Genomic DNA, 17,362 nt, shown 5'->3' with positions numbered 1-17,362 from the left:
GCCGGGGCGAGCGGCTGAGAGACTGCCGGGCGTGACGATCCGTCCCATCCGAGAGCTCGGTGACCCGGTCCTGCGCACCCCCGCCGACGAGGTCAAGGCGTTCGACGGCTGGCTGGCCAGCCTGATCCGGGACCTCCTCGAGACCGTCGACCACCCGGGCCGGGCCGGGCTCGCCGCTCCACAGATCGGCGTGGGCGTGCGCGCGTTCTCCTACAACATCGACGGCGAGATCGGGCACATGGTCAACCCGACCATCGTCGAGCTGTCGGAGGAGACGCAGGACGGCGACGAAGGTTGTCTCTCGGTGCCCGGCATCTGGGCGCCGACGGTGCGCGCGATGCACGCCGTCGTGGAGGGCTTCGACGTCGACGGCAAGCCGCTGCGGCTGGAGGGGAGGGCCTCATGGCCCGCTGCCTGCAGCACGAGGTCGACCACCTCGACGGCAAGGTCTTCCTCGACCGGCTCACCGGTGACGCGCGCAAGTCCGCACTGCGGGCCCTGCGCGACCGGAGCTGACCCCCTCAGACGGCGATCTGCGCGCGGGGGAGCACCAGGCCGCGCACCTCGAACGTCCGCGCGGTGTCGGCCGAAGACGGCGGCGGGGCGTCGCCGGTGAGCTCCCGCGCGATCGGGCCGACGATCTCGGTCGTGCTCCGCTCGTAGGCGGCCTGCGACTCCCACACCTCGACGATCTGGAACCCGCTGCCGGTCTCCCGGGCGAGGTGGACCAGCAGGCCCTCGACCGAGCCGCCGGTCCGTTCCAGGAGGCGGGCGTGCATCGCGTCGTAGACCTCCACCGGCGCCGGCACGTCGACGATCACACCCCAGGTCATGACGGTCTCCTCATCTCCTCGCGGCGCCGCAGGGTGCGCACGCCGTCGCCGGTGAGCTGGTCGAGGGCGGCCTGGCGGCCGGTGAGCAGGAGCAGGAGGGCCGCGATGGGGCCCTCCACCTGTGCGCCCGACCCGACGGTCCAGTCGGCGTCGGTCGCGGTGAGCCGGAGCCCGGCCAGTCGCCGGCGGGCGCGGAACGGGAAGCCGACGTCCCACGCCGCCTGGGCGGCCACGGCTGCCGCCGCGGCCGGCATGGGACGGGAGCGGCCCAGCGGGACCGTGATGTCCTGCCCGTGGACCAGCACGTCGAGGAGGGGCTGCTTGGGCGTGAGGAAGGGAGCGGTGCGCCGCGAGCCCAGCATCGCCCGCAGCCGGCGCGGATACTCCTCCTGCGGCAGGGAGGCAGCCCGCAGGGCCTCGTCCCGGATCATGCGGTCGAAGTTCCCCCGCGCGCGAAGGGCGGCGGTGAACACGTCGCGGTAGCCCGCATGGGCGAGGGTCAGGTGGGCGGCGACGTCGCCGACCCGCCAGGCGTCGCACAGCGGGGGCGTGCGCCACTCGGACGGCGAGAGGTCCTCGAGCAGGTCGGCCAGGCTCGACCGTTCCGCGTCGATGGCCGCCCAGATCTGGTCGACGTCCATGTCGCCCCCTGCACTTGGTACGATGTCCTGACCATCTTGGTTCGATGTTCTGACCAACGTCAAGGGGGATCGTGCGCGTGGCAACGGAGGAGCGGCAGAACCTCGGCCTGCTCTGCTTCTACCCGTCCCGGGCCATGGAGGCCCGAGTGCTCGCGGCGCTCGCCGCGGCCGGGATGGACGATCTCACGCCGGCGCAGGCCCGGATCGCCGCACGCATCGGCCCGGACGGCACCCGGCTGACCGACCTCGCCGAGCAGTCGCTGGTGACGAAGCAGACCGCCGGTCACCTGGTCGACCAGCTCGAGCGCGCCGGCTACGTCCGCCGGGTGCCCGACCCGACCGACGGGCGCGCGCGACTGGTGCGGATCGATGAGCGCGGACAGCAGGTGGTCGCCCTGGCGCGGCAGGTGGAGGCCGAGGTGGAGGCCGAGTGGACGGCGCACCTCGGCCCCGAGACCACGGCGCAGCTGCGGGCAGCCTTGGAGCGGCTGCGCGAGGTCACCGACCCGTATCGGTGACCCGCATGCGCGCTCGGGCCGTCAGACCTCGTAGGGGTTCTCCGGAGCGTCGATCACCCGCACCTCGACCGGCACGATCACCGGCTCGGGATACCCGCCGTCCGGGTGCGTCGTGGCCGGCCCCCAGGTGCCGATGATCTGCACCCACTGGTCCGCCACGAGGTCTCCCTGGTCGCCGGCGACCACGACGCCGACGGGCACGGCGTCCGCTGCGCAGCAGCTGATCCGGATGCGCGCGATCGACCAGGTGCCGTCGCTGCGCGGGAGTACGAACCCGGTCAACCGAACCGATCGGTCGCGCAGGGCCTCCTCTCCGCCGCCGAGTGCGTACATGGAGTACTCCAGCAGCGTCATCGAGCGGTGGTCGGCCCCGACGTCGTCGGGACCCAGGCGCCAGGAGGAGCCGCGGTCGGTCTCGGGCACCACGACGGCCTGCGCCTGGCGCTCGGCCGTGTATGCGCCCAGGGCAGGCGGCGCGACGAGGAGCAGGACGGCGACGGGCAGCACGAGCAGCCACGCGATCCTCGGGGGGCCGTGCGTCGGGTGGTCGTGGTCGCCGGCGCCACCCTCGTCGATGTCCTCGTCGACGTCCTCGTCCTCCTCGTCAGAGAGACGCAGTGGCCAGTCGCGCACTACTCCGACCGCGCCGAGCACCAGGAGGACGGCCCCCGCGCCGACCAGGAGCGGGCGGAACCCGGCCAGCACGTAGGCCAGGTGCGCATCGGTCAGGGCGGTCCGCAGGGTCACCCCACCCAGCAGGACCAGCAGCAGGTGCTGGGTCAGCCGTTCCACGGGACGTCCTTCACAGCAGCGCCCACCCGACGAGGAGGGCGCAACCGACGGCGACGACCAGCGTGGCCGGGGCGAATCGCACGGCGAAGCGCGTGCCGAAGGTGCCCGACTGCAACGCGATCAGCTTGACGTCCACGACCGGCCCCACCACGAGGAAGACCAGCCGGGAGGTGAGGCTGAACGAGGTGAGGCTGGCCGCCACGAAGGCGTCGGCCTCCGAACAGATGGCGAGGATGACGGCGAGAAGGGCCATCACGACGATCGACAGCACGACCGACCCGGCCAGGGTGTCCAGCCAGGCTCGCGGGACGACGACGTTGAGGGTGGCCGCGGTGAGGCCGCCGACGACGAGGAACCCACCGGCGTGCGCGAAGTCGTGCTGCGCCGTGCCCACGAAGGTCGCTGCGCGACTGCCGTCGGCGGTCGATGGCGACCGAGAGGAGAGCCGTAGCCAGGACGGGCGTCCGAACGCCGACCACAACCAGCCCATGATCAGCGCCACCAGCAGCGACGCGATGAACCTGCCTGCGGCCATCATGGGTTCGTCCGGGAAGGCGACCACGGTCGCCACGACGACGACGGGGTTGATGGCCGGCGCGCTGAGCAGGAACGCCAGCGCCGCGGACGGCGCCACGCCTCGGCGGACGAGGCTGCCCGCCACAGGTACGGAGGCGCACTCGCAGCCGGGCAGCACCGCACCGGCGGCGCCGGCGACGGGGACGGCGACGTTGGGGCGGCTCGGCAGGGCCCGCTCGAAGAAGGACGCCGGGACGAAGGCCGTGATCGCCGCGGACAGGAGGACGCCGAACACCAGGAACGGCAGTGCCTGCAGGCAGACCGCCACGAACACCGTCGACCACGCCCGCAGTGCCGCGCCCTGGAACCAGTCGGGGCGCACGAAGTGCAGCGCGATCGGGATCAGCAGGAGAAGGAAGAGGAGGTCGCCGGAGGTGATGCGCCGCGTGGGCGGAGCGGCATCCGCCCCGGTGTGGACGTCGTCCCGCAACGGCGGCGCCTCAGGCGTCATCGGTACGGTCTCCTCGGGGATGGTGGGTCGCCGCACACGGGCGACCGAGGCTCTCACGCTCCGGGTGCTTCCCGGCGGAACCTCCACGGGTGGCACGTCGACTGCCGCCCGCCGGGCGCCCGGCCTCTCGGTGGGTCACCGCTCACCGCGCCGCCGGTGCGCCCGATCCGAGCCGTTCCGACGCGATGGTGCGCCGGTACCGGACGAGTCGGGCGGAGTTGACGGCCACCGCTACCGACGACGCGTTGTGCAGTACGGCTGCCAACACCGGTGACAGTGCGCCGGCGGCTCCGACCAGGAGACCGGCCCCGTTGACGGCGATGGACATGCCGTAGTTCTGGCGGACGATCCGCAGGGTCTGCCGGCCCAGGTCGCGCAGGTCGAGCAGATGCCTCAGGTCGTCGCCCACGAGCGCGACGTCGGCGGTCTCCACGGCCACGTCGGTTCCGGAGACGCCCATGGCGATTCCGATGTCCGCGCTGGCCAGGGCCGGTGCGTCGTTGGTCCCGTCACCCACGACGGCGACCGTGCGGCCCTCGGCCTTGAGGGCGGTCACGACGTCCTGTTTGTCCTCCGGCAGCGTCTCCGCCCGCCACTCGGTGATGCCGAGCGAGCCCGCCACGGCCTGCGCGGTCGCCTCGTGGTCGCCGGTCAGCATGACGATGCGCTCGACCCCCGTGGCACGCAGCGTGGCCAGCACCTGCGCGGCCTCGGGGCGGATCTCGTCCCGCAGGCTGACCAGCCCCACGAGCTCGCCGTCCACTGCCAGCAGCAGGGGGTCTCGGTCGCCGCGCGCAGCTGGGCCAGCCAGTCCAGCGCCTCCGCGGCCACCGGCACGTCCTGGTCGGCCATGAGGGCCTCGCTGCCCAGGAGGAGCACGCGCCCGTCGGCCTGGGTGCGCATGCCCAGACCGAGGAGCACCTCGCACTCCTCGTGGGGCGGGATGTACACGTGCCGCTCCTCGGTCGAGCGGATGACCGCCTGGGCGAGCGGGTGCCGGCTGTGCACCTCCGAGCTCGCGGCGTAGCCCAGGACCGTCTCGGGCGTCCAGGCCGGGGAGAAGGAGACGACGTTGGTGACCACCGGGCGCCCGACGGTGAGCGTCCCGGTCTTGTCGAACACCACCGTGTCCACCCGGCCGGCCGCCTCCAGGTGCGCGCCTCCCTTGATCAGCACGCCGCGGGACGCGCCGTTGCCGATGGCGGCGCTGACCGCCGTGGGGGTCGACAGACCCACGGCGCAGGGGCAGGCGATCAGCAGCATCGTCATGGCCCGGCGGACGTCGCCGGTGACCAGCCAGGTGGCTCCGGCGAGGGCGAACGACAGCGGCACGAAGCGGCCGGAGAAGGTCTCGCCGACCGTCTGGACCGGCGCCCGGTCGCCCTGAGCCCGCTCGACCCGGGCGATGATCCGGCCGATGGCGGTGTCCGAGCCGGTGGCGGTCGCCCGGACCACGATCCGTCCACGCAGGTTGACCGAGCCGGCGTGCACGCGAGACCCAGGCCGGACGGACACCGGCAGCGGCTCGCCGGTGATGGCCGCCTGGTCGACGACGCTCTCGCCGTCGACGACCTCGCCGTCGACCGGGAGAGTGGCCTGGTCGTGGACCACGACGTGGTCGCCGACTCGCAGCCGGGCGAGCTCGACCTGGACCTCGACGTCCGGGGTCCCCGGCCGGAGCACCCACGCCGAGGTCTGGGTACCGGCGAGCAGCGCGGAGATGGCGGCACGCGTCCGGCGCAGCGTGAGGTCCTGCAGCCACTCGCCGATGTTGAGCAGCCAGAGAACGGTGAGCGCGACCACGTTCTCGCGCAGCAGCAGGCTGGCCAGGGTCGCGGCGGTCACCAGGGCGTCGGTCCCGGCGGTGCGCTCGCCGGCCAGGGTGCCGACCGTGCCCCTGGCGAACGGGTAGCCGGTGAAGATCGTCACCACGGTCGCCGCGAAGCGGCTTCTTCCCGACAGCAGGGGAGGGCGCCGCAGTCCGTAGCGGCGGACGCCGAGCAGGACCAGGGCAGCACCTCCGACGCCGATCCGCACCAGATCGATCGTGGCGACGTCGGCGGAGCGCGGGGCTCGGTCGGCCACCGCGTCGGCCGGAAGCTCCTCGACGGCGGCGATGGCGGTGAGGATCTCCTCGGGGTCGGCGCCGGGACCGACGAAGACCACCACCGTCCCGGTGATCGGGTAGGCGTGTGCGGCCAGCACGCCGGGGATCTCGTCGAGGGCGTTCTCCACGTGCACGGCTCGGGCCGCCGAACCGATGAGGGCGGGCGCCGAGAGCCGCATCCGCCCGCCGGCATCCGCGACGATGCGGGGGCGCATCAGTGGCTGTGGTCGTGTCCGCCGGACCGGTCGGCCGGCGGAGGCACCCGCTCGCCGAGATCGGCGTACGCCTGTGCCCGGACGTCGCCGGCGGCCAGGCGCGCCTGCTCCATGGCAGCCTCGGCGCGGCGGGACGCCACGATCCCCCAGCGGGTGGCGCGGACGGCGGCCTTGCGCGGGAGACTGCCGGGCTCTCCGCGCTCCGCCGCTCGCACGACGAGCACGCCGACGACCCCGGTCACGACCGTGCCGGCGGCCTTGCGGAGCAGGCGCCCGGCACCGGCGGTCCGCCCGTGGGCTGGTGAGTCGGACATGTGCCCTCCGTGCAATCGTGGGTCCTTGCGACAACGGTTCCCATTCCTACATCGTCACCTCGATGCGCGCCCAAGGTGTACCACTGCCCGCACTCGGGCCTTCGACGCGGCGGCGCGCGATGTCGCGCACCTCACCCCGCACCTGCGGGGACCGGCGGACGAGGGCACCGTGGGCGTCACGCGTCCCGTCGAAGGAGAGTGCGTCCTCGACGCGTGGTGCGGAGCGGGCGCCTCGGCATCGGCGACCGCCGTGGTCGTCGGTCCCACCGGGGCCGTCGACGCCGTCGACCTCTTCGCGCCGATGGTGGGCTTCACCGCGCGTGCCGCTCACGGGATGGCGTGGCTGCGCGGGTCCACCGGACCGACGTCACCACCCGGCATGCGGGCTCCTATGACGTCGTCCAGGGGGTGCTGGGCGTCTTCTGCTTCCCGGCATGGAGGCTCGTCGCGGCGGGGCGCAGACCCGGCGGCTGAGCCGGCATCGCCTCGGGCGGGGCCGTCTCCGGGACCGGGTACTGACGCCGTCCGGTCGCGAGGCCGGTGATGGCCTCCGTGTAGCGCTCCGCAGCCATGCGCGCGCCGGCCAGACCGCGGGCGGCGGGTCCGATGCCCATGGCAGCGAGCCCGCCGCTGACGTGCACGGACGTGCCGCCCCACGACAGGGACGCCGTCAGCACCGGCAGTCCGTCCACCACCTCCACGGGCGCCTCCTGCAGGAGCCCGGCGGTGAGGCGGTGGCGGCGGACGTCGAAGGAGTAGCCGGTGGCGAGCCAGACGTGGTCCGCGTGGAGGTCCTCGCCGTCGGCGAGGTGGGCCCGGCCGGCCGACACGCGGTGCAGACGTCCGAGCCGGATCCGAACCCGTGGATCGACGTGCACGGCGTCACGGACCGCGGGCGGCACGGTCCCCGGGCGGGCGGTGCGGACCAGCGCGGCGCGGTCGGCCGCCGGTCGCGCGAAGAAGCCGGGCAGCTCCGTGCCGAGCCAAACCGCGTCGACGTCCATCAACCGGGAGCGCAGTGGCGCCCGGGGCACCAGCACGACGTGCGCGCCGCGGAGGGCCGCGCGCCGGGCGAGGTGCGCCGCGGTGAGCCCGCCGCCGACGACGACCACCGCCTGCCCGGCGCGGACGGCGGACAGGTCGACCGATCCGCTGTGCACCCCGCCCGGCACGGGCACGTGGGGGCGCCCGCCGCCTGCGGCGAGCACGACGCGGCGGACCCGCAGCCGGCGACCCGGGAGTTCGACGTCGACGCGGCCGTCGTCGCGCGGGTGGAGGCCGGTAACCCGCAGCGCGATGCGAGCGCGCTCCAGGTCGTGCCGTGCGACGAGGGACCGGCAGAAGTCGGCGAACAGGGTGGTGTCCGGGGCGCCGACCGGACCGCTGAAGTGCCCGGAGCGGCCGGCGGCGGAGGCCCAGTCGAGCAGCGCGTACGGCTCCGGGTGCGGGTGATGGACGCAGGCCGACCGGAGGGTGGTGAGCTCGAGCGAGGAGAAGCGGGCGTCCCAGCCCGCCAGCCAGGGATCGGAGTCGGCCACGGCGAGCCGGCCGGCGAGCGACGGATCGGCCGCGAGCAGGTAGGACACCGCCGCGAGGCCATGCGGACCGGCGCCCACGACCAGTACCTCGGGATCTCTCACGGCACGTCGCGGCGGGTGACTGCCCTCCACTCGAGCCCGGCTCCGCTCCCGAGGAGCTCGAGATCGAGGCCCGCGGCGGTCAGCTCGGCGCTCAGCTCCTCGGCGGTGGATGCTGCCCAGGCCGAGGTGGGGCGCTCGCTGCGGACGGCGCGCGCGCCGTCGAGAACCTGGTACTCCGTCACCGAGGTGCCGTCGTCCGCGGACTGCAGGTGGCGGGCGAGGTAGCGGAGGTCGCCGATCGTGCGGGGCTGCTCCAGCACCGGGACGTCGTCCCGGGCCCGGGTGGCGAGTGTCACGACCCCACACCGGACGGGCCGAGCAACCGCGCGAGTCCGGCGAAGGTAGCCCTCCGGTCCCGCGGGGGCAGGTGGCCGAGCACGTGCGCGCAGACGAACCCCGCGATCGGTCCGCGCATCGCGTCGAGCGCCTCCGGTACCTGCCCGGCCAGCACCGTCACCCGTGTGCGGACACCGGTGCCCGCGCCCACGTCGAGGACGACCGCCGACCCGTCCAGCTGCCCGAAGGCCTGGGTGAGCGCCGGCCGGAGCCTCGCCCAGGCGTCCTCGACGAACAGGTCGTGGAGCTCGCCCATGTCCTGGTAGGAGTCGCTCACCGGGCTGCCCGGCTCACCGCTGTGCGGCGGTCGGGTAGGGCAGCAGTGCCATCTCCCGCGCGTTCTTGATGGCGCGGGCGACCTGGCGGTGTTGCTGCGGGTCCAGTCCGGTGAGCCTGCGGCTGCGGATCTTCCCGCGATCGGAGATGAACGAGCGCAGCGTCGGCACGTCGTACCAGCTCACCGGATCGGGCAGGGTCCGTCGGCGGCGGGGCCGCGCCGGCCTCACCACGACGACTTCCGGACCCCGGGCAGCTCGCCGGCGTGAGCCATCTGCCGGAAGCGGATCCGGGAGAGCCCGAACTTCCGCAGATGGCCGCGCGGCCGGCCGTCGGCCACGTCACGATTGCGCAGCCGGGTGGGGCTGGCGTCCCTCGGCAGTCGGCGGAGGGCACGCAGGGCCTCGGCGCGCTCCTCCGGCGTGGCCGCGGTGCGGGCCGTCTCCTTCAGCGCGAGGCGGCGTTCGGCGTGCCGGGCGACGATCTCCCGGCGCTGCCGGTCCTTCACGATCTTCGACGTCTTGGCCATCTCAGCGCTCCTCCCGGAACTCGACGTGGCGGCGGACGACCGGGTCGTACTTGCGCAGCACCAGGCGGTCGGGGTCGTTGCGCCGGTTCTTGCGGGTCACGTAGGTGTAGCCGGTGCCGGCCGTCGACTTGAGCCGGACGACGGGACGGATGTCGGTGCCGCGTGCCATCAGGCGTCCCGCCCGGCGCCCAGCCGACGGCGGACGTCGGGGTCGGTGGCGCGCAGCCGGGCGATGACCGCCTCGATGCCCTGGGCGTCGATCGTCTTGATGCCCTTGGCCGACACGGTCAGCCTGACCCAGCGGTTCTCCGACGGCAGGAAGAAGCGCTTGCGCTGCAGGTTGGGGTCGAACCGCCGGCTGGTGCGCCGGTGCGAGTGGCTGACTGCCTTGCCGAAGCCAGGCCTGCGGCCGGTCACCTCGCAGTAGGTGGCCATGATCGTCTCCAGTCGTGGGGAGTCGGGACGCCGATAACCCTAGATGAGAATGATTCCCATGTGCAGTAGGGTGGCCGGTATGACTGCGGCAGACACGCCCCTGGTGCTCGTGACCGGTCTCCGGGCGGCCGACTCGGCCCGGGTGGCCTCGGCGTTGCTCGACCGACCGGGAACGGTGCTGATCCACCACGACGTGACGCGGCTCGGCGAAGGCGTGGTCGTCCGGACACTCCGCCGCCGCCGCGCCGGCGTCGTGGTCGAGGAGACGACTGCCGTGGAACTGGCCCACGGCTGCGTGTCCTGCACGCTCCGCCTCGACCTCCTGCCTCTTCTCCGCGAGCTGGGCCGCCGCCGCGACGTCACCCGGATCGCCCTGCACCTCGATCCCGCGTTGGAGCCGGAACACCTGTGCTGGGCCATCGCGAACGTGGTGCTCGACGACGAACCGGAGGGCGCACCGGAGGTCGCCGGCGACTTCGTCGACGTGACCGGGGTGCTGGCGGTGATCGACGGAGCCACGTGGCTGGACGACGTCACGGGCGGTGACGACCTGGCCGACCGTGCCCTCGCGGCGACGCCGGACGACGACCGCTCCCTGGCGCAGGTCGCGCTGGGACAGGTCGCCTTCGCCGACGCGGTGCTGCTGGCCGGCGGTCCGCTGGACGCCTGGACCAGTGCCCGGCTGCATGCGGTGCTCGACCGGCTGGTGGCCGGCGTGCCGAGGGCGCAGACCGCTGTCGGGCCCGAGCGGTTGCTGGCAGCCATTCCGCGGGACTCCCGGCGCGGTCGGCTCTCCACGGCCTTCGACCCCCTGCTCCCGGGCGAGCCGCCGCTCGGCGAGGACGTCGGCGTCGGACTCGTCCGGTACTCCGCCGGTCGGCCGTTCCACCCGGGTCGCCTGCACGAGGCCCTCGACGTGCTCCTGGAGGGCGTGGTCTGCAGCCGCGGGCGGCTGTGGTTGGCCAGTCAGCACGACCGGGCCGTCTGGCTGGAGTCGGCGGGCCAGGGGTTGCGCGTCGGCGACGCCGGCCCCTGGCTGGCGACCTTGCCGGACCACCCGGACGCGTGGCGCGACGTGGCTCCTCAGCGGCGCGTGGCCGCAGCGCTGAGATGGGATGCCCGGTACGGCGACCGGCACACCGAACTCGTCGTCCTGTCGCACCGACAGCCCGCCGTCGCGGTGATCGCGGCGCTGGAGGCGGCCCTGCTGACCGACGAGGAGCTGGCGGCCGGCCCGGATGACTGGCGCACGCTCCCCGACCCCTTCGGCACCTGGCACGAGGACCCCTGCGAGGCCTCCACCCCGGTCGACGACCGGACCGGCGCCACCACCGAGCCCGACCGAGAGGAACGTTCCCGATGAAGCACGGCATCCATCCCGAGTGCCGCGACGTCGTCTTCCGGGACGCGGCCAGCGGCGCCCTGTACCGCACGCGGTCGACCGTGGCCACCGACCAGACGGTGGAGGTGGACGGGCGCAGCTACCCGCTGGTGGTCGTCGACATCAGCGCGGCCTCCCACCCCTTCTGGACCGGCACCCAGCGGGTGGTCGACAGCGCCGGCCGGGTCGAGAAGTTCCGCCGTCGCTACGGCCTCCCCACGGAGGGCTGACCGGTGGCCGTCCCGAAGCGACGCATGTCCCGCTCGCGCACCCGATCCCGGCGGGCGCAGTGGAAGGCCGTCCCGGTCCAGCTGGTGCGGATCCGGGTCGATGGCCAGGAGCGACTGGTGCCGGCCAACCTGCGCCGGGCGTACGAGCGGGGCCTCCTCCGGTGACCGCCGCGCGGGGGTGGACCCGGGTGGCCCGGTGGTGGCGCTCTGCCTCGGGCCGGCCTGCGCCGCAGCCCTCCGGCCCACGCGGGCGGGCGCGCTGCCGGTCCGCGACGCCGTTCGGGGCTCGCGCGGCGCCGTCCTCGTCACGACGGCCTGCCTCGGTCGCTGCACTGCCGCAGCCGTGGCGGTGGTCGCGCACCGGGACGGAGGGGGCCGCAGCTCCGGGGCCACGGTGTGGCTCTCCGGTGTCCACGAGCCGTCTCGGGCCGAGGCGCTGGCGGTGTGGGTCAGGGACGGCGGACCCGCGGCCGAGGGGCAGCCCGACAGCACGCTCCCGGCGAGCCTCGTCCCGGCCGCCGCCGGGCTCGGACCGCCCATGCGGATGCAGTCGCCGACCTGAGCGGCCCGATCAGCCGGTCCGGCAGGAGGCGCAGGTGCCGAAGACCTCCACCTGGTGCTGGACGTCGACGAACCCGTGCTCGGCCGCGACCCGTGCCGCCCAGCGCTCCACCGGAGGGTCCGCGACTTCGGCCGTCGTCCCGCAGCCGCGGCAGACGAGGTGATGGTGGTGCACCGGCGAACACCGCCGGTAGGAGGCCTCGCCCTCCGCGCTCCGCAGCACGTCCAGGTGCCCGTCGTCCACGAGGGCCTGCAGCGCCCGGTAGACGGTGGCCAGGCCGACGGTGTCACCGCGTTCCCGCAGCAGCGCGTGCAGCTCCTGCGCACTCCGGAAGCCGTCCAGGTCGGCGAGCAGCGCCAGGACGGCGCTGCGCTGCCGGCTCGGTCGCCGCGTCGTCCCCTGGACCGGGTCCGTGGTGCTCACGGGGTCTCCCTCGCGGCGGCCGGCTCGACGGGCGGCCGGGTCGTGCCGTGCTCGTCGTAGTGGACCCCCGCGCCGGTCAGGTGCGGTGCGTGCAGGTGGCCGTCGTGGTCGTAGTCGACATGGTCGCCGTGCCGCACCGGTGGGTGCCCGCAGCCGTCGCCGTGGACGTGTGGATGGGCGGCGTGCACCTCGCCGCGGCGACGGTGCCGGCGGCGTGCGGTCGCATCGCGCAGGGCCACGCCCGCCGAGACGGTCAGGAACAACGCGATGGCGATCAGCACGATGGTTCCACCCGACGGGGTGCCGGTGTAGTAGGACGCCGCCGTCCCCGAGACGCTGACCACGAGGCCGAGTGCGCACGCCAGGAACAGCGCCTGGCGGAAGCTGCGGGCCAACAGCTGGGCGACGGCGCTCGGCACGATCATCAGCGCGCTGATCAGGAGCAGGCCGACCACGCGCATCGAGAGCACCACCGTGCACGCGACGAGGGCGGCGAGCACGACGTTGAGGCCGAGCACGGGCAGCCCGACCGCGCGGGCGTACTCCTCGTCGTCGCTGACCGCGTACAGCCGGGCACCGAGCAGGCCGACGACGGCGAGCACGGCCACGGTGATGACCGCGAAGACGGCGAGGTCGGCGTTGCTGGTCGTCGTGATCGCCCCGAAGAGGTAGGCCTCCAGATTGGTCGCCTGACCGCGGGGGGCGAGGCTGAGCAGCACCACGCCGCCGGCGATGCCGCCGTAGAACAGGACGGCGAGCGCGACGTCACCGCTGGTGCGACCGCGGGCCCGCACCAGTTCGATGAGCACCGCACCGAGGACCGCGGCGACCAGAGCGGCGCCGACCGGCGCCGTCGACGTGAGGACGCCGATGCCGACACCGGTCAGCGCGACGTGCCCCAGGCCGTCGCCGAGCAGCGACAGTCGCCGCTGGACCAGGAAGACGCCGACCGCCGGCGCGACCAGGCCGACCATCAGCGATGCGAGCAGCGCCCGCTGCATGAATCCGTACTCGAGGATCTCCACGTCATCGTCCCCCGCCGGCCGTCCGGACGGAGACGGTGGGCTGGTCCAGCCGGTATCCCCGCACCGGCGGCTCCGGCTCGGCGCAGTGCTCGTCGCCGTGGCCGCCGTGCGCAGCCGCCTCCGGCAGCGGACCGTCGTAGCGGATCCGGCCGTGGTCGACGACGACGGCCCGGGTCAGCACCCCCGACAGCGGCCCGGCCTCGTGGGTCACGACGAGGAGGGTGGTGCCGGCGGCCGACACCTGGGCGAGCACGCCGGCCAGGGCCTGCTGGCTCGCGGCGTCCACCCCGGCGGTGGGCTCGTCCATGATCAGCAGCTCGGGCTGGGCGGCCAGGGCGCGTGCGACGAGCACCCGGCGCTGCTGGCCGCCGGACAGCGAGGCGACCGGCTCCTCCATCCGGTCGGCGAGACCGACCGCCGCGACGGCCTCGCCGACGGCGGCGCGGTCGACAGGGCCGAGCCGGCGGAGGAGCCCCTTGCGCGCGAGCCGGCCCACGGAGACGACCTCCCGGACCGTGGCCGGTACCGCTCCGCTGACCGTGTGGCGCTGCGGGACGTAGCCCACCCGGCCCCGCTCGCGCCGTCGCCCGACCGGTGCACCGAGCACGGCGACCTCGCCACCGAGCACGGTGGCGAGGCCGAGCAGGCCGCGGGCCAGCGTCGTCTTCCCGGAGCCGTTCGAGCCGAGGACGGCGAGCGCCTCGCCCCGGCCGACGGTCAGGTCGAGGCCGCCGAGGATCGGCACGTCGCCGTAGCCGATGCTGGCGTCGCGGATGCGGACGGCGAGGTCCTCGCCGGGCGTGGCGGTCATGAACAGGACTGGCCCTCCTGGAGGGTCGCGAGATTGGCGCGCATCACCTGGACGTAGTCGTCGCCCGCCGACTCGTCGGTCAGCCCCTCCAGCGGGTCGAGGACGGCGGTCTGCACCCCCGCCTCCTGCGCGACGGTCTCGGCGACGGCCGGATCCACCAGCGTCTCGGTGTAGACGGTGGTGACGCCGCGGTCGCCGACCAGGGTGGCGATCTCCGCGAGCTGCGAGGGCCGAGGCTCCTGCGAGGGGCTCAGCCCGCTGATGCCGACCACCTCCAGACCGTACCGATCCGCGAGGTACCCGAAGGCGTCATGGCTCGTGACCAGGGTGGTCACGGCGCAGTCCGCGAGTCCGGCCTGCATCTCCTGGTCCAGCGCCTCGAGCTCGGCACGCAGCGCTGCGGCGTTCTCCTCATAGGTCGACTCGCCCTCCGGGTCGAGTTCGGTCAGCCGCTCGGCGAGCGCGTCCCCCACGGCGGCGAGCCGGGTCGGGTCCAGCCAGAAGTGAGGGTCGGCCGCTCCCTCCTCGTGCGCGTGGCCCTCGTCGTCGGTGTGGCCCTCGTCGTCGGTGTGGCCCTCGTCGTCGGTGTGGCCCTCGTCGTCGGTGTGGCCCTCGTCGTCGGTGTGACCCTCGCCTTCGGAGGTCAGTGAGAGGTCTGCCGCCTGCCCGGCGTCCCAGGCCCGGTCGCCGGCCTCGGACTGCACGGCCTCGTCGAGGGCGGGCTGGAAGCCCGCCAGGTACACGACGAGATCGGCCTCCGAGACCACGGCGACGTCGCGGGGCGTCAGCTCGAGGTCGTGCGGCTCACCGCCCGGTGGGGTGGCCGACGACACCGAGACCCGGTCGCCGCCGATGCGTTCGGTGGCCCACTGCAGCGGATAGAAGCCGGCGACGACGTCCAGCCCGCCGTCGGAGCCGCTCTGAGCCCGACCGTCGTCGCCGCAACCGGCGAGCAGGAGGGCGGCGGCCGAAGCGGCCGCCAGTGTGGTCCGGTGATGTACGGAAGTGGCCATGGGAATCATTCTCACACAGCGGCGGAACCGTTCCGCCGGCCAGGTTCCCGCCGGTGGTTCGACCGTCTCCGCGTACCCTCGCTTCGTGTCCGACGTCTCCGACCTGCCGCTGATCGGCGCCGCCGCGCTCCGTGCACGGTCGGCCGCCCGGGTGCTGCGCACCCTGCCCACCGACGCCAAGGACGCCGCGCTGGCCGCGATGGCCGACGCGCTGGTGAGGCGCGCCGACGAGCTCCTTTCCGCCAACGCCGCCGACGTGGCGGCCGCGCGGGCCGACGGGACGCCGGAGTCGATCCTCGACCGGCTGCGGCTGGACGCCGGCCGCGTCGCCGGGGTCGCCGACGCGCTGCGCCAGCTGGTCGCGCTGCCCGACCCGGTCGGGGACGTCGTCCGCGGCTCGCGGCTGCCGAACGGGCTGCAGCTGCGCCAGGTCCGCGTGCCGCTCGGCGTCGTGGGCATCGTCTACGAGGCCCGACCCAACGTGACCGTCGACGCCGCCGGGCTCTGCCTCAAGAGCGGCAACGCGGCCCTGCTCCGCGGCTCGGCATCGGCGTTCGGCACGAACACCGCGCTGGTCGAGGTGTTGCGCGAGGCCGGCGCGAAGGCAGGGCTGCCCGAGGGCTTCGTCGAGCTGCTGCCCGCCGACCGCGCGTCGGTGGGCGAGCTGCTGAACGCCCGCGGCGTCGTCGACGTCGTGATCCCCCGCGGTGGCGCCTCGCTGATCGAGCGGGTGGTCCGCGAGTCGACGGTGCCGGTGATCGAGACCGGCGTCGGCAACTGCCACGTCTACGTCGACGCGTCGGCCGACGCGGCCATGGCCGAGGCGATCGTCCTCAACGCGAAGACCCACCGGGTGAGCGTCTGCAACTCCGCCGAGACGCTGCTCGTCCACCGCGACGTCCCGTACCTGCCGCGGCTCTTGGCGGCGCTGGCCGACGCCGGGGTGACCCTCCACGGTGATCCCGCCGCCCGGGCGGCCCATCCGTCGGTCGTCCCCGCCACCGACGAGGACTGGGCGACCGAGTACCTGTCGATGGACATGGCGGTGCGGGTCGTCGACGACCTCCCGTCGGCACTGGATCACATCGCGCGCTGGGGGAGCGGGCACAGCGAGGCCATCGTCGCCGACTCCGCCACCGCGATCGCCGACTTCGTCGCCGGGGTGGACGCCGCCGCCGTCCTGGTGAACGCCTCGACGCGGTTCACCGACGGCGGGGAGTTCGGGTTCGGTGCCGAAATCGGCATCTCCACGCAGAAGCTGCACGCCCGCGGGCCCCTGGGCCTGCCCGAGCTCACGTCCACCACGTACGTCGTGACCGGCAACGGCCACGTCCGCTGAGCCGTCGTCCACCCGCCTGACCAGGAGCCGCATGACCCGCCCGCAGTCCCCGCAGTTCTCCTCGGTCGGGGACGTCGAGAAGCGGCTCTCGGAAGCCGGCTACCTGCCTGACGCGCAGATCGCGACCACGGTCTTCCTGGCCGACCGCCTGGGCAAGCCGCTGCTGGTCGAGGGGCCTGCCGGCACGGGCAAGACCGAGCTGGCCAAGGCGCTGGCCACGGCGACCGGCTCGGAGCTGATCAGGCTGCAGTGCTACGAGGGTCTGGACGAGGCCCGGGCCCTCTACGAGTGGAACTACAAGAAGCAGCTCCTGCGCATCCAGGCCGCCCAGGGCGGCGACGGCGCGGACTGGGACACCGTCCACGACGACATCTTCGGTGAGGAGTTCCTGCTCTCCCGGCCGCTGCTGACCGCGATCCGGCGCACCGAGCCGACGGTGCTGCTCGTCGACGAGACCGACAAGGCCGACGTCGAGGTCGAGGGTCTGCTGCTCGAGGTGCTCTCGGACTTCCAGGTGACCATCCCGGAGCTCGGCACGGTCACCGCCACCCGGCGGCCGATGGTGGTGCTCACCTCGAACGCCACGCGTGAGCTGTCGGAGGCACTCAAGCGCCGCTGCCTGTACCTGGCGCTGGACTACCCCTCGGCCGAGCGGGAGCGCGAGATCGTGCTCTCGCGGGTGCCCGACCTGGCGCCCGGGCTGGCCGAGCAGCTGGTGCGGACCATCCGGGCGCTGCGGGCACTGGAGCTGAAGAAGTCGCCGTCGATCTCCGAGACCCTCGACTGGGCGCAGACCCTGCTCGAGCTGGGGCTGGACACGCTCGACGAGTCGGCCATGCGCTCGACGCTCGGGGTGGTCCTCAAGCACGCCAGCGACCAGGACCGCGCCGCGGCCGAGCTGCGGCTGAACTGACG

The 17,362-nt window shown here is 74.0% G+C and carries 25 protein-coding genes and 1 pseudogene; 8 read left to right on the top strand and 18 right to left on the bottom strand.

The annotated features are described in order from the left end of the window. The first annotated feature begins 31 nt into the window (after nucleotides 1–31). Nucleotides 32–516: pseudogene (def, locus tag MVA48_RS08305) on the top strand (peptide deformylase). 5 nt (nucleotides 517–521) lie between these two features. Here the strand turns inward: def and MVA48_RS08295 are convergent. Both MVA48_RS08295 and MVA48_RS08290 read right to left on the bottom strand, forming a co-directional pair. Beyond that, nucleotides 522–833, bottom strand: coding sequence for a hypothetical protein (locus MVA48_RS08295; RefSeq protein ID WP_246987759.1), 312 nt, complete (start codon nucleotides 831–833; stop codon nucleotides 522–524). Further along, the gene (locus tag MVA48_RS08290) at nucleotides 830–1,474 is read right to left on the bottom strand and encodes a maleylpyruvate isomerase family mycothiol-dependent enzyme (RefSeq protein WP_246987757.1); all 645 of its coding nucleotides are present in this window, start codon (nucleotides 1,472–1,474) and stop codon (nucleotides 830–832) included. The genes MVA48_RS08295 and MVA48_RS08290 overlap by 4 nt, the downstream gene beginning before the upstream one ends. 77 nt (nucleotides 1,475–1,551) lie before the next feature. Here MVA48_RS08290 and MVA48_RS08285 point away from each other — a divergent pair, with 77 nt between their 5' ends. Continuing rightward, on the top strand, nucleotides 1,552–1,992 hold the full coding sequence (locus MVA48_RS08285) for a MarR family winged helix-turn-helix transcriptional regulator (RefSeq protein WP_246987754.1): 441 nt from the start codon (nucleotides 1,552–1,554) through the stop codon (nucleotides 1,990–1,992). Nucleotides 1,993–2,013: 21 nt separating this feature from the next. Here MVA48_RS08285 and MVA48_RS08280 read toward each other — a convergent pair whose 3' ends face one another. The 12 genes from MVA48_RS08280 to rpmB form a co-directional block, all read right to left on the bottom strand. Continuing rightward, a complete protein-coding gene (locus MVA48_RS08280; protein ID WP_246987753.1) occupies nucleotides 2,014–2,784 on the bottom strand; it encodes a TIGR03943 family putative permease subunit in 771 nt (256 codons plus the stop codon). Nucleotides 2,785–2,794: 10 nt separating this feature from the next. Beyond that, complete coding sequence (locus tag MVA48_RS08275) at nucleotides 2,795–3,811, bottom strand: permease (RefSeq protein ID WP_246987751.1); 1,017 nt, start codon at nucleotides 3,809–3,811, stop codon at nucleotides 2,795–2,797. Nucleotides 3,812–3,953: 142 nt separating this feature from the next. After that, entirely contained in the window at nucleotides 3,954–4,559 is a 606-nt protein-coding gene (locus MVA48_RS23740; protein WP_305852299.1) for an HAD-IC family P-type ATPase, read from the bottom strand. Further along, nucleotides 4,463–6,133: a heavy metal translocating P-type ATPase gene (locus tag MVA48_RS08270; protein ID WP_305852298.1), complete on the bottom strand. Its 1,671-nt coding sequence runs from the start codon at nucleotides 6,131–6,133 to the stop codon at nucleotides 4,463–4,465. The genes MVA48_RS23740 and MVA48_RS08270 overlap by 97 nt, the downstream gene beginning before the upstream one ends. Continuing rightward, nucleotides 6,133–6,447 carry a DUF1490 family protein gene (locus MVA48_RS08265; RefSeq protein ID WP_246987749.1) on the bottom strand — a complete coding sequence of 105 codons (315 nt, stop codon included), beginning with the start codon at nucleotides 6,445–6,447 and terminating at the stop codon, nucleotides 6,133–6,135. Before MVA48_RS08265 ends, MVA48_RS08270 begins: the two co-directional genes overlap by 1 nt. A 389-nt stretch (nucleotides 6,448–6,836) precedes the next feature. Beyond that, on the bottom strand, nucleotides 6,837–8,087 hold the full coding sequence (locus tag MVA48_RS08260; RefSeq protein ID WP_246987747.1) for an FAD/NAD(P)-binding protein: 1,251 nt from the start codon (nucleotides 8,085–8,087) through the stop codon (nucleotides 6,837–6,839). After that, complete coding sequence (locus MVA48_RS08255; protein WP_246987745.1) at nucleotides 8,084–8,383, bottom strand: hypothetical protein; 300 nt, start codon at nucleotides 8,381–8,383, stop codon at nucleotides 8,084–8,086. The genes MVA48_RS08260 and MVA48_RS08255 overlap by 4 nt, the downstream gene beginning before the upstream one ends. Beyond that, nucleotides 8,380–8,700: a class I SAM-dependent methyltransferase gene (locus MVA48_RS08250; protein WP_246987742.1), complete on the bottom strand. Its 321-nt coding sequence runs from the start codon at nucleotides 8,698–8,700 to the stop codon at nucleotides 8,380–8,382. The genes MVA48_RS08255 and MVA48_RS08250 overlap by 4 nt, the downstream gene beginning before the upstream one ends. Nucleotides 8,701–8,713: 13 nt before the next feature. Beyond that, nucleotides 8,714–8,884: a 30S ribosomal protein S18 gene (rpsR, locus tag MVA48_RS08245; protein WP_305852297.1), complete on the bottom strand. Its 171-nt coding sequence runs from the start codon at nucleotides 8,882–8,884 to the stop codon at nucleotides 8,714–8,716. Nucleotides 8,885–8,925: 41 nt separating this feature from the next. Continuing rightward, nucleotides 8,926–9,228, bottom strand: coding sequence for a 30S ribosomal protein S14 (gene rpsN / locus MVA48_RS08240; protein WP_246987740.1), 303 nt, complete (start codon nucleotides 9,226–9,228; stop codon nucleotides 8,926–8,928). A 1-nt stretch (nucleotide 9,229) separates the two neighbouring features. Continuing rightward, the gene (gene rpmG / locus MVA48_RS08235; RefSeq protein ID WP_246987738.1) at nucleotides 9,230–9,397 is read right to left on the bottom strand and encodes a 50S ribosomal protein L33; all 168 of its coding nucleotides are present in this window, start codon (nucleotides 9,395–9,397) and stop codon (nucleotides 9,230–9,232) included. Next, the gene (rpmB, locus tag MVA48_RS08230) at nucleotides 9,397–9,663 is read right to left on the bottom strand and encodes a 50S ribosomal protein L28 (protein WP_246987736.1); all 267 of its coding nucleotides are present in this window, start codon (nucleotides 9,661–9,663) and stop codon (nucleotides 9,397–9,399) included. The genes rpmG and rpmB overlap by 1 nt, the downstream gene beginning before the upstream one ends. A gap of 79 nt (nucleotides 9,664–9,742) precedes the next feature. On the opposite strand from rpmB, the gene mrf reads away from it, so the two are divergent. Genes mrf through MVA48_RS08210 form a run of 4 tightly spaced genes read left to right on the top strand, consistent with a single transcriptional unit; the run spans nucleotide 9,743 to nucleotide 11,836 of the window. Beyond that, nucleotides 9,743–11,026: a ribosome hibernation factor-recruiting GTPase MRF gene (gene mrf, locus MVA48_RS08225; protein ID WP_246987734.1), complete on the top strand. Its 1,284-nt coding sequence runs from the start codon at nucleotides 9,743–9,745 to the stop codon at nucleotides 11,024–11,026. Beyond that, a complete protein-coding gene (locus tag MVA48_RS08220) occupies nucleotides 11,023–11,274 on the top strand; it encodes a type B 50S ribosomal protein L31 (RefSeq protein WP_246987732.1) in 252 nt (83 codons plus the stop codon). The genes mrf and MVA48_RS08220 overlap by 4 nt, the downstream gene beginning before the upstream one ends. A gap of 3 nt (nucleotides 11,275–11,277) precedes the next feature. Further along, complete coding sequence (gene rpmF / locus MVA48_RS08215; protein ID WP_246987730.1) at nucleotides 11,278–11,439, top strand: 50S ribosomal protein L32; 162 nt, start codon at nucleotides 11,278–11,280, stop codon at nucleotides 11,437–11,439. Between the two features lie 31 nt (nucleotides 11,440–11,470). After that, nucleotides 11,471–11,836 (top strand): hypothetical protein, encoded by a 366-nt coding sequence (locus tag MVA48_RS08210; RefSeq protein WP_246987728.1) that lies wholly within the window; start codon nucleotides 11,471–11,473, stop codon nucleotides 11,834–11,836. Nucleotides 11,837–11,845: 9 nt separating this feature from the next. Here the strand turns inward: MVA48_RS08210 and MVA48_RS08205 are convergent, their stop codons facing one another. Genes MVA48_RS08205 through MVA48_RS08190 form a run of 4 tightly spaced genes read right to left on the bottom strand, consistent with a single transcriptional unit; the run spans nucleotide 11,846 to nucleotide 15,108 of the window. Continuing rightward, nucleotides 11,846–12,259, bottom strand: a complete 414-nt coding sequence (locus MVA48_RS08205) for a Fur family transcriptional regulator (RefSeq protein ID WP_246987726.1) — start codon at nucleotides 12,257–12,259, stop codon at nucleotides 11,846–11,848. After that, entirely contained in the window at nucleotides 12,256–13,284 is a 1,029-nt protein-coding gene (locus tag MVA48_RS08200; RefSeq protein ID WP_246987724.1) for a metal ABC transporter permease, read from the bottom strand. The genes MVA48_RS08205 and MVA48_RS08200 overlap by 4 nt, the downstream gene beginning before the upstream one ends. 1 nt (nucleotide 13,285) lies before the next feature. Continuing rightward, on the bottom strand, nucleotides 13,286–14,095 hold the full coding sequence (locus tag MVA48_RS08195; RefSeq protein ID WP_246987722.1) for a metal ABC transporter ATP-binding protein: 810 nt from the start codon (nucleotides 14,093–14,095) through the stop codon (nucleotides 13,286–13,288). After that, nucleotides 14,092–15,108, bottom strand: coding sequence for a metal ABC transporter substrate-binding protein (locus MVA48_RS08190; RefSeq protein WP_246987720.1), 1,017 nt, complete (start codon nucleotides 15,106–15,108; stop codon nucleotides 14,092–14,094). Before MVA48_RS08190 ends, MVA48_RS08195 begins: the two co-directional genes overlap by 4 nt. 85 nt (nucleotides 15,109–15,193) lie before the next feature. Here MVA48_RS08190 and MVA48_RS08185 point away from each other — a divergent pair, with 85 nt between their 5' ends. Both MVA48_RS08185 and MVA48_RS08180 read left to right on the top strand, forming a co-directional pair. Continuing rightward, nucleotides 15,194–16,447 (top strand): glutamate-5-semialdehyde dehydrogenase, encoded by a 1,254-nt coding sequence (locus MVA48_RS08185; protein WP_246987718.1) that lies wholly within the window; start codon nucleotides 15,194–15,196, stop codon nucleotides 16,445–16,447. Between the two features lie 31 nt (nucleotides 16,448–16,478). Continuing rightward, nucleotides 16,479–17,360 (top strand): AAA family ATPase, encoded by an 882-nt coding sequence (locus MVA48_RS08180; RefSeq protein ID WP_246987716.1) that lies wholly within the window; start codon nucleotides 16,479–16,481, stop codon nucleotides 17,358–17,360. Nucleotides 17,361–17,362: the final 2 nt, after the last annotated feature.

The organism is Blastococcus sp. PRF04-17 (assembly GCF_023016265.1).
Classification (GTDB): Bacteria; Actinomycetota; Actinomycetes; order Mycobacteriales; family Geodermatophilaceae; genus Blastococcus_B.
This window is presented reverse-complemented; position numbering and strand designations above follow the sequence as displayed.

What these genes read in the sequence shown, in the direction of transcription:
- MVA48_RS08295 (WP_246987759.1), bottom strand. Translation starts at nt 833, where the DNA reads ATGACCTGGGGTGTGATCGTCGACGTGCCGGCGCCGGTGGAGGTCTAC.
- MVA48_RS08290 (WP_246987757.1), bottom strand. Translation starts at nt 1,474, where the DNA reads ATGGACGTCGACCAGATCTGGGCGGCCATCGACGCGGAACGGTCGAGC.
- MVA48_RS08275 (WP_246987751.1), bottom strand. Translation starts at nt 3,811, where the DNA reads ATGACGCCTGAGGCGCCGCCGTTGCGGGACGACGTCCACACCGGGGCG.
- MVA48_RS08270 (WP_305852298.1), bottom strand. Translation starts at nt 6,133, where the DNA reads ATGCGCCCCCGCATCGTCGCGGATGCCGGCGGGCGGATGCGGCTCTCG.
- MVA48_RS08265 (WP_246987749.1), bottom strand. Translation starts at nt 6,447, where the DNA reads ATGTCCGACTCACCAGCCCACGGGCGGACCGCCGGTGCCGGGCGCCTG.
- rpsN (WP_246987740.1), bottom strand. Translation starts at nt 9,228, where the DNA reads ATGGCCAAGACGTCGAAGATCGTGAAGGACCGGCAGCGCCGGGAGATC.
- rpmG (WP_246987738.1), bottom strand. Translation starts at nt 9,397, where the DNA reads ATGGCACGCGGCACCGACATCCGTCCCGTCGTCCGGCTCAAGTCGACG.
- rpmB (WP_246987736.1), bottom strand. Translation starts at nt 9,663, where the DNA reads ATGGCCACCTACTGCGAGGTGACCGGCCGCAGGCCTGGCTTCGGCAAG.
- mrf (WP_246987734.1), top strand. Translation starts at nt 9,743, where the DNA reads ATGACTGCGGCAGACACGCCCCTGGTGCTCGTGACCGGTCTCCGGGCG.
- MVA48_RS08220 (WP_246987732.1), top strand. Translation starts at nt 11,023, where the DNA reads ATGAAGCACGGCATCCATCCCGAGTGCCGCGACGTCGTCTTCCGGGAC.
- MVA48_RS08195 (WP_246987722.1), bottom strand. Translation starts at nt 14,095, where the DNA reads ATGACCGCCACGCCCGGCGAGGACCTCGCCGTCCGCATCCGCGACGCC.
- MVA48_RS08190 (WP_246987720.1), bottom strand. Translation starts at nt 15,108, where the DNA reads ATGGCCACTTCCGTACATCACCGGACCACACTGGCGGCCGCTTCGGCC.
- MVA48_RS08180 (WP_246987716.1), top strand. Translation starts at nt 16,479, where the DNA reads ATGACCCGCCCGCAGTCCCCGCAGTTCTCCTCGGTCGGGGACGTCGAG.